Here is a 7,387-nt window from a genome sequence, read left to right on the forward strand (position 1 = left end):
ATGCGTCATTATCTGCTGCAACGTGCTGGCCTGGGTGTATTGGTCCTGTGGGCCGCGTTTACCCTGTCGTTTGTGCTGCTACAGGTGCTGCCAGGCGATGCGGTCCTGATCAAGTTTCAGAATCCGGATCTCGGCCTGAGTCCGCAGCAGATTGCTGAGATGCGTCAGGCCTATGGCGCGGACAGCCCGCTGTGGCAGCAATATCTGCACACGCTGGCGGCGATGCTGCACGGCGACTTCGGCTATTCGGTGCAGGCGGGCGTGCCGGTCAGTGAACTGCTGACCAGCAATCTGCCTGGCACGCTGCGACTGGCCCTGTGCGGCTTTTTGCTGGCGACACTGCTGGCATTCGTGCTGGCGACACTGTCGCGGCTGCCTGCCCTGCGCGGCCTGCGTAATCTGCTGCAGTCACTGCCCGCGCTGTTTATCTCAGTGCCGACCTTCTGGCTCGGCATAGCCCTGATTCAGCTCTTCTCATTCCAGCTGCGCTGGATCCCGGTAATCAATCCCTCACCGTGGCAGGGACTGATTCTGCCCATTATTACGGTCGCCGTTCCGATCTCAGCGCCGCTGGCTCAGATTCTGTTGCGCAGCATCGATGAGGTTTCAACCCGGCCTTTTGTGGCGGTGGCGCGCGCCAAAGGAGCCAGCGAGCACTCTGTGCTGTGGCGGCACATCCTGCGCAACGCCATGCTGCCGGTGCTCACCGTGGCGGGCCTGCTGCTGGGAGAACTGATTGCCGGTGCGCTGATCACCGAAACGGTGTTTGGCCTGGGCGGTCTGGGACAGCTGACGCAGCAGGCGGTGAACAATCAGGATGTGGCGGTGTTGCAGGCGGTGGTGATGATCTCTGCGCTGGGTTTTGTGGTGATCAACCTGCTGGTGGATCTGCTGATGCCGCTGTTTGACCCGCGCTTACAGCTGTTACGAGGTGCAACATGAGTCTGGTTGATTACGCTGCTGCGCGGCAACCCGTGGCGGCAAAGAGGCGCACTTTACAGTTTTCGCCGGGCCTGTGGCTCGCCGTTTCAGTCATGCTGCTGGCCGTACTGGCAGCCCTGTTCCCGGCCCTCTTTACCCAGGCCAGCCCGATTGAAGGAATTGCGGGTGCACAGCGACTCGCACCGCAGGCCGGACACTGGCTCGGCACCGATCAGCTTGGCCGCGATCTTTTTGCCCGCATCGTTTACGGCGCGTCCCATTCGCTCTCCGCCGCCGTCATGGCGGTGGCGATCGGACTGCTGGCAGGTACCGCGCTGGGTCTGGTGGCAGGAGCTATCGGCGGCAAAACTGAATCAATTGTGATGCGCGCAGTGGATGTCCTGCTGGCGATTCCGGCGTTGCTGCTCTCTCTGAGCGTGCTGATTTTACTCGGCTTCGGCACCCTGAATGCCGCATTAGCGGTGGGCATCGCCTCCATCGCCAGCTTCGCCCGACTGGCACGCGCCGAAGTGGTACGCATCCGTCACAGCGAGTATGTCGAAGCGGCTTACGGCAGTGGCGGCCGCTTTTTCAGCGTGCTGTGGCGTCACATTCTGCCCAATGCGCTGACGCCGGTGATCGCCTATGCCGCCCTGCAATTTGGTCAGGCGATTCTGGCGCTGTCGACTTTGAGCTTCCTTGGCTACGGCACCCCGCCGCCAGTGCCGGAATGGGGTCTGTTAATCGCTGAAGGGCGTAATTATCTGGCTACCGCCTGGTGGCTGACCACTTTTCCTGGTGTGGTGGTAGTCGCTGTGGTGCTCGCAGCCAACCGTATCAGCCAGCAACTTTCAGGAGGACGCCGATGAGCGCTCAGCCGTTACTCGCGGTCAACAATCTGACGCTAAGCTATCGCAGCGGCAACCGTTGGCAGCCGGTGGTACATAACGTCAGCTTCGAGCTGCAGCCCGGTGAGATGGTGGCGCTGGTCGGGGAGTCCGGCTCCGGTAAAACCACCACCGCACAGGCGATAATGGGTCTGATGGCGGAAAATGGCCGCCGAGAAGGGGGCGAAATCCTGCTCAACGGCGCGGATATCAGTCAGTGGTCGCAAAAGCGCTTCGATACCCTGCGCGGGGCGCGCATCAGTCTGGTGCCGCAGGATCCCGGTAATTCGCTGAACCCGGTGAAAACGGTCGGCGAACAGGTGGAAGAGATCCTGCGACTGCACCTGAAATTACCGTCAGCGCAGCGCCAGCAGCGGGTGGTTGACCTGCTGACTCGCGTCGGCCTCAGTCATCCGGAACAACGGGTTAAGCAGTATCCGCATCAGCTGTCGGGCGGCATGAAGCAGCGGGTATTGATCGCCATTGCTCTCGCCCTGCAGCCGGAGATCATTATTGCGGATGAGCCGACCAGCGCGCTGGATGTCACGGTGCAAAAGCGCATTCTCGATCTGCTGGACAACCTGCGGCAGGAATCCCGCACCGCCGTGCTGTTTGTCACCCACGACCTGGCGCTGGCGGCGCAACGCGCAGATCGTATTATCGTGTTTCGTCACGGCGAGATTCAGGAATCGGGCCGCACTGAACAGGTTATCAGCGCGCCTGCTCATCCTTATACCCGTCAGTTACTGAATGATGCGGCACCACAGCGATCCGCCAGAGTTAAATCTGCAACCGCCCGTTTTTCTGCCCCCGCCATCCGGGCAACCGGCGTGATGAAAAGCTTTTCGCTGGGCAAACAGCAGCGTTTGCAGGCGCTGAACCAGGTCAGCTTTCAGGTGGCGCGCGGCACCACGCATGCACTGGTAGGCGAATCCGGCTCAGGCAAAACCACGCTGGCGCGCATCGTTATGGGTTTTGAAACCGCCGACAGCGGCGAGGTGACGCTGGATGGCATCGTGGTCAACGGATTACGCGGCGAGGCGCTGCGTCAGCTGCGGCGGAAGATCCAGTTTGTCTATCAGAACCCGTTTGCCTCTCTCGATCCGCGTCAGACGCTATATGCAATTATCGAAGAGCCACTGCGTAATTTTGAGCGGCTGAGCCGTAGTCAGCGCCGAGAGCGCGTAGAAGCGATGACCACGCGGGTGGCGCTGCCGCTCTCACTTCTGTCACGTCATCCTCACGAACTCTCGGGCGGTCAGCGGCAGCGTGTGGCTCTTGCCCGGGCACTGATATGCAAGCCGGAGATTCTGGTACTGGATGAGGCGACCTCGGCGCTGGATGTCACGGTGCAGGCGCAAATCCTCGACCTGTTACAGCAGCTCCAGGCCGAACTGGGTCTGACCTATCTGTTTATCACGCACGACCTGGCGACGGTGCGGCAGATTGCCGACAGCGTCACGGTGTTAAAAGCGGGCGAGGTCGCAGAGCAAGGTGACGTTGTCACGATTTTCAGTGCGCCACAGCATCCTTATACCCGGGAATTAATGGCTGCCATTCCTCCGCTTATTCCCTTAACCCACAAGGAGTCAGCATGAGCCGACGTCTCGGATTTTTTACCCGGCTGCTGGATAAGGTGCCGGCGAAACAGCGCTACCAGCTGGCCACCGAACAGATCCAGCATGCCGAACGCTGCGGATTTGATAATGCGTGGATTGCTCAGCACCATTTTCATCAGGATGAGGGGGGTCTGCCGTCGCCACTGCTCTTCCTGGCGCATGTCGCCGCGCAGACCCGCACCATCCGGCTCGGCACCGCCATCATCACCCTGCCAATGGAAAATGCGCTGCGGGTGGCTGAAGATGCCGCAGTACTGGATCTGCTGGCAGATGGGCGGCTGGAGATCGGGCTGGGCTCCGGTGGCACGCCGGATTCGTTTTTGCCGTTTGGTCTGACCTTTGCCGAGCGCGGTGCCGCTTTTGCCGACCATCTGCATACGCTGCTCAGCGCCTGGCGCGGGGATTCACTGGGGCATCCTGATAATCATCTCTATCCCGCCGCGCCGCAGCTTGCCGGACGGGTGTGGATCGCCACCTTCTCGGTTGAGGGCGCGATCCGTGCCGCTCAGGGCGGCCATGGCCTGATGCTGTCCCGCACCCAGCCGCGTCCGGCGGGCCAGCCTGAGCTGCCGCTGGATGCATTGCAGAATCCGCTGATCGATGCCTATCTTGCGGCACTTCCTGCGGGAACCACTCCGCGCATCCTCGCCTCCCGTACCGCATTCGTGGCCGATTCTGACCGCTATGCCCGTCAGGTAGCTGAACCGGGAATTCGTCAGCAGGCTGCGCAGTATCGTGGCGAATTACGCGGTGAACGCTTTGATGACCTGCTGGCGCAGTTTGATGCCCATGTTGGCGGCATCGATCAGGTGCAGCATTCGCTGGCGCAGGACAGCACACTGGCGCACGTCACCGACATCTCATTTCAGGTGCATTCGGTTGAGCCTTCGCATGCCGACACGCTGCGCTCGATTGAACTGATTGCCCAACATCTTGCGCCCGCGCTTCGTGCCGCTGGCGAACCTCACAGGAGAATTTCATGAATCAACCTGACGATTTGATCGCCACACTGGCAGATATCAATCCCGATTCCGAACTGGCCCATGCGCGCCAGACACGTCACGCCGCCACACAACATGCTCAGGGTAGCTACACCCTGTTGTTTAGCCAGGGTGATGAAGATTTTCCGCTGGCGGAGCGCCGTCTGCTGGCCGCTCAGGTTGCCGGCTGGCATGCACAACCCGGCCTGCAGGCGCACTACCAGCCACAGGAGAGTCTGGCCGGGAGTGTTCGGATCAACGCGGCACAGGCTTTTGCCCATCGCCTGACCTTTGAGCCGGTTACTGCTGCTCCCGCGCATCTGGAGGCTTTGAAACAGGCGGGCTGGAGCCTGCGCGGCATTGTCACACTGGCACAGCTGGTGGCGTTTGTCAGTTTTCAGAGCCGGTTGCTGGCGGGTCTGCGCAGCTTACAGGGCGATGAGGCGTCGGGTGAGGTTGCCCCGGTAGTCGCCGGTCACTGGCACGAGGCCTTACATACCGCCAGCGGCAAAACTGCCCTGACCGCGTTTACGCAACAGGAACTCGGCTGGGAGCCCTGGCTGCCGGCAAAACCGCTGTCGGAATTCAGCGAGGAAGAGCAGGCGACACTGGCAAAATTCGGTCACACCGACTCCGACTATTTTCGCCTGCTGGCGCGCAATCTGCCGTTGCTGGAGCAGCGCACCCTGACCGATAAAGGCATTTTTTTATACCGCAGGAGGGCTGCCACGCGCCGAGCGCGAACTGGCTGCCACCGTGGTAAGTAAGGTCAACGGCTGCATTTACTGCGCCTCAGTCCATGCACGTAAAGCCAGCCAGCTCTCAAAGCAGGATGAAGCGGTACAGAAGCTGCTGAATGTTGCACCCGGCGCGGTGTTATCTCACGGACACACCGCGCGCTGGCAGGCGATCATCGCATTCTCAGCAGCGCTGTCGCTGACCCCTGCCCAGCCGACACAGTCCCAGCTCTCTGTACTGCGTGAACAGGGTCTGGATACGCTCGCCCTGCTCGATCTGATTCAATCAACCGCCTTTTTTGCCTGGGCTAATCGCCTGATGCTGACGCTGGGCGAACCTTTTCTGCCGGAACAACAGGGATAATCATGACTTTGCCTTTAACCGACCAACTGGTGCAGTGGCGTCGCGAACTGCATCAGCATCCGGAACTTTCGAATCATGAATTTGCCACCACGGAACGTATTACCCGCTGGCTGGAGCAGGCCGGGATCCGGCTGTTGCCGCTGGGGCTGAAAACCGGCGTCGTGGCTGAAATCGGTCAAGGCGAACCCCTGATCGCCCTGCGCGCGGATATCGATGCATTACCGATTGAAGAAACCACCGAGCGCCCGTGGCGATCACAGCAGCCGGGCGTGATGCACGCCTGTGGTCACGACGTTCACAGCGCCGTGATGCTCGGCGTGGCGTTACGGCTGAAACAGCAGGAAGACACACTGCAAGGCCGGGTACGGATTCTGTTTCAGCCTGCTGAAGAGACCTTTAATGGCGCACGTCAGCTGATTGATGCCGGTGCGCTGGAAGGCGTTCAGGCGATATTCGGCCTGCACAACGCGCCCGACCTGCCGCTGGGCACACTGCGTAGCCGGGCGGGTGCGTTTTATGCCAACGTAGACCGCTTTGTTATCCGCATTGAGGGCAAAGGCGCCCATGCCGCACGACCGCAGGAGGGCATCGATTCGATTGTGATTGCCAGCCATATCGTAACGGCTCTGCAGACCCTGCCGAGCCGGGTGTTCAGCTCGCTGGAAACGGTGGTGCTGAGCGTGACGCGCTTTACCGCCGGTAATACCTGGAACGTGCTGCCACAAAGCGTTGAGCTGGAGGGCACCGTGCGCACCCACAACGGCGAAATTCGGGCCCAGATCCCGCACCGCATGCGATCCCTGATTCAGGGTATTGCCGCCGGGTTTGGTGCGACCGCCGAACTGGAGTGGACTGAAGGACCGCCGGCCCTGATTAACACGCCAGGCTGGGTGGATGTTGCGCTGGACGTTGCCCAACAGAGTGGCTATCTCGCGGAGCACGCTGAGTCGCCGCAGATGGGAGGAGAAGATTTTGCCTTCTATCTGCAGCAGGTGCCGGGGGCGTTTGTCAGCATCGGCAGTGCCAGCGAATTTGGTCTGCATCACGCCGCCTTCGATCCTGATGAAGCGTTGATTGGCCCGGCGGTGGACTACTTCACGCAGCTGGTGCCGCGCGCGTTGCAGATTGTGGCGGCGCAATGACGAAAAAAAGGAGTGCTGCTATGTCAGTTCAGGTTCCACAACCGATTCTTGATCATGCTGTGATTAACGTGGCCGACCAGCTCGACAGCGCCAGCGCGCGCTTCCGAAGGCTCGGCTTTCAGCTCACTGAACGGGGTCATCACTCTCTGGGATCGAGTAATCACCTGGCTATTTTTGGTGAGAACTACCTGGAACTGCTGGGCTATGAGACGGGCAAAGGGAGCCAGCGCGCCGATCTCTGGCAATCGCCGCTGGGATTGAGCGGTCTGGTGTGGAAAAGCAGCGATGCAGAGAGTGAGTTTCAGCATCTGCAACGGCAGGATCTGGATGGCGATCCGCCAGCGGCCTTTCACCGTCCGGTCACCCTGCCCGACGGTTCGGTGAGTGAAGCGCACTTTCGGACCGTACGGATTCGCCCTTCGCTGGTACCCAATGGCCGCAGCTTTTTTTGCCAGCATCTGACGCCCGAAGCGGTATGGCAGCCGGCATGGCAGCGTCACCCCAATGGCGTGCGTAATATCAGTGAGTTTGTGATTGTCGCGCAGGATCCGGCGCTTTCAGCGCTGGTCTATAGCCGCCTGTTTGGGGCCGCTAAAGTGCTCGCCTGTCCCGAAGGCGCTTTTGTCCTGCGCGCGGGTGCTGCCACGGTTCGTTTTGCTTCGGCAGACTATGCGCAGCAGCGATTTGGCCCGCTGCCGGAAGACTATGATGGCAGCGCCCGCATGGTCGCGCTGGGT

Annotated in this window: 6 protein-coding genes and 1 pseudogene; all 7 read left to right on the plus strand. The window is 60.8% G+C overall.

The features are described from left to right. Entirely contained in the window at positions 1 to 942 is a 942-nt protein-coding gene (locus tag JNO11_RS24110; RefSeq protein WP_052270707.1) for an ABC transporter permease, read from the plus strand. Next, entirely contained in the window at positions 939 to 1,790 is an 852-nt protein-coding gene (locus JNO11_RS24115; RefSeq protein ID WP_033768940.1) for an ABC transporter permease, read from the plus strand. The genes JNO11_RS24110 and JNO11_RS24115 overlap by 4 nt, the downstream gene beginning before the upstream one ends. Next, positions 1,787 to 3,406, plus strand: a complete 1,620-nt coding sequence (locus tag JNO11_RS24120) for an ABC transporter ATP-binding protein (protein WP_325178052.1) — start codon at positions 1,787 to 1,789, stop codon at positions 3,404 to 3,406. The genes JNO11_RS24115 and JNO11_RS24120 overlap by 4 nt, the downstream gene beginning before the upstream one ends. Next, a complete protein-coding gene (locus JNO11_RS24125) occupies positions 3,403 to 4,410 on the plus strand; it encodes a putative FMN-dependent luciferase-like monooxygenase (protein ID WP_325178053.1) in 1,008 nt (335 codons plus the stop codon). Before JNO11_RS24120 ends, JNO11_RS24125 begins: the two co-directional genes overlap by 4 nt. Further along, positions 4,407 to 5,508: pseudogene (locus tag JNO11_RS24130) on the plus strand (alkylhydroperoxidase domain protein). Before JNO11_RS24125 ends, JNO11_RS24130 begins: the two are co-directional and overlap by 4 nt. A 2-nt stretch (positions 5,509 to 5,510) precedes the next feature. Then, complete coding sequence (locus JNO11_RS24135) at positions 5,511 to 6,650, plus strand: amidohydrolase (RefSeq protein ID WP_158149875.1); 1,140 nt, start codon at positions 5,511 to 5,513, stop codon at positions 6,648 to 6,650. Between the two features lie 20 nt (positions 6,651 to 6,670). After that, positions 6,671 to 7,387 (plus strand): VOC family protein (locus tag JNO11_RS24140; protein ID WP_325178054.1); only part of this gene is annotated, 717 nt, incomplete at its 3' end.

Source organism: Pantoea sp. 1B4 (assembly GCF_016925765.1).
Taxonomy (GTDB): Bacteria; Pseudomonadota; Gammaproteobacteria; order Enterobacterales; family Enterobacteriaceae; genus Pantoea; species Pantoea agglomerans.

Bases quoted from the DNA above. Each gene is read 5' to 3' on its own strand.
- JNO11_RS24110 (WP_052270707.1), top strand. From the start codon at position 1: ATGCGTCATTATCTGCTGCAACGTGCTGGCCTGGGTGTATTGGTCCTG.
- JNO11_RS24115 (WP_033768940.1), top strand. From the start codon at position 939: ATGAGTCTGGTTGATTACGCTGCTGCGCGGCAACCCGTGGCGGCAAAG.
- JNO11_RS24120 (WP_325178052.1), top strand. From the start codon at position 1,787: ATGAGCGCTCAGCCGTTACTCGCGGTCAACAATCTGACGCTAAGCTAT.
- JNO11_RS24125 (WP_325178053.1), top strand. From the start codon at position 3,403: ATGAGCCGACGTCTCGGATTTTTTACCCGGCTGCTGGATAAGGTGCCG.
- JNO11_RS24135 (WP_158149875.1), top strand. From the start codon at position 5,511: ATGACTTTGCCTTTAACCGACCAACTGGTGCAGTGGCGTCGCGAACTG.